This window comes from Lactobacillus porci, from assembly GCF_009695985.1.
Lineage (GTDB): Bacteria > Bacillota > Bacilli > Lactobacillales > Lactobacillaceae > Lactobacillus > Lactobacillus absianus.
On the sequence record NZ_VUMX01000069.1, the window covers coordinates 1 to 1,648 of the forward strand.

The following is a 1,648-nucleotide window of genomic DNA, read 5'->3' on the forward strand; positions in this document are numbered from 1 at the left end:
GTGGAAGCCATGTTCGAGAGCGTGAAAGAGATCTTCCAACTGACAGAAGAGCAGATGGAAAGGTTCACCAAAGCTTTCATTTCCCGCCTCCCGAAGTACATGCAAGAGGCTATATCGCCATCACTAGCAGCATAATTGAATATTTACTGGTTAAACTATTGAGTTTTCAAGGCTTCATAGTTCTTTTTGGTGTGGGAAGTTTAAGTAGTTATTCGAACATGCTCCAGAAGCTTGATCCCAAGTATGATTTAATTTGGCTAATTACTGAGCTGCCGATAACCATAATGAGGATTAAGGTAGTAATGCCTTGAATTGCTAAGAACAAGATGTAGCCATAGAACTTATCATGAGCTTCACCATTATCCCCAAGCAAAGATACTGTAATCGCCTTACTAAAGAATATTTCAATTAAGACCAGCATTAAAATTGGGAGAACGCCACCAGTTGTACTGGTAAACATCATGCTGAGGAAGTAAATTACAACAAAGATTGCATTTAAGTTGCTAGTTTGTACAATGTGATTAGTCAAATCAAGCAAGTCGCGTTTCTTGTTGTAAATCACCTTATATGAAATAAAGCAGGCAAAAATCCAGCATAATTCAATTAATGCCAAGAAGATAATCATTTCAAAGACAACTGAGAAAGTTGCGCCTGAGGTAGAATTGGCTACATTACTATTCCAGGTTGAATCAAAGCCTCGAGCAGATCTTTGTTCAAAAATATACAGACCTAGACCCAGTAAGAAGTCTTCAACTAAAAGTGTTACCCAACCATACCATCTTTCGGCTTCTTGATCAGCAAATGGATGCTTCCAAGAATTAACGAACCATTGCCACATATTAGCGGCATCAAAGTTAAAGTTTTCCTTTGCATAATTTGCAGCATTAGAAAGTTGATTAGCAGCCGCATTAGTCAATTGTGAAGCAGTAATTGATTGCTGCTTGGCTTCAGCTCTAGTCGTAGCTGGTCTATTTTGAACATCAGTAGCTGTTTGTTCTGGAGTTGCGTTTTCTTGTACAGGCTCTTCCTGGGCAGCTAAATTTGCTTCTGGAGCAGCTTCATTTCCTTGCACGCTAGGAGCAACATTCCGTAAGTCAGTCCCGCACTTAGTACAGAAATTAGTTTCTTCATCCATTGAAGAACCACAATTTGGACATATCTTCATTTCTTATTCCTCTCTTACTATGTAAATCCAAAATAGTTAGCCTTATCCGATTGTTCTCATCCAGTTTGCTTGATTAACTAATTACAATGACAAAATTTGAATTATTAGCTACAACACATATGTGAACAATCATTTATTATGAAATAGTTGAGTTATAAAAAAGCAATCATCTCTCTTCGACTTTTCTCAGTATCTCTTAAATGATTATTGTTAACAGTTTAAGTCTTGACCGTAGAGACTGTCAATTCTTTTGTGTAAATAAATCTTTCCGGCTAATTGATTCTTTAACTGTTTTTTAATCGAAGTACGATTCCAAGGTGTCTGCTACTTGACCAAAGCCCTTGTGAACTCGATTGGCGTTGCGGTCGTTATAGTCGATAACTTGGCTACCCAAAAAGTTGTCCAGTGATTCTTCGCTAGGGAACTCTGATTTAGGATCGGTCTTTCGCTTGATCATGCGGTTTATCGATTCGATCATGTTCG

At 38.0% G+C, this 1,648-nt stretch carries 2 protein-coding genes; both read right to left on the reverse strand.

Annotated elements, in window-relative coordinates:
• Positions 1-208: 208 nt before the first annotated feature.
• Positions 209-1,165: a zinc ribbon domain-containing protein gene (locus tag FYJ62_RS10455; protein ID WP_154549571.1), complete on the reverse strand. Its 957-nt coding sequence runs from the start codon at positions 1,163-1,165 to the stop codon at positions 209-211.
• 295 nt (positions 1,166-1,460) lie between these two features.
• Positions 1,461-1,648 (reverse strand): transposase (locus FYJ62_RS10460; RefSeq protein WP_195837431.1); only part of this gene is annotated, 188 nt, incomplete at its 5' end.

Excerpts from the sequence above, each read along its gene's own strand:
- FYJ62_RS10455 (WP_154549571.1), bottom strand. The coding sequence starts at position 1,165 with ATGAAGATATGTCCAAATTGTGGTTCTTCAATGGATGAAGAAACTAAT.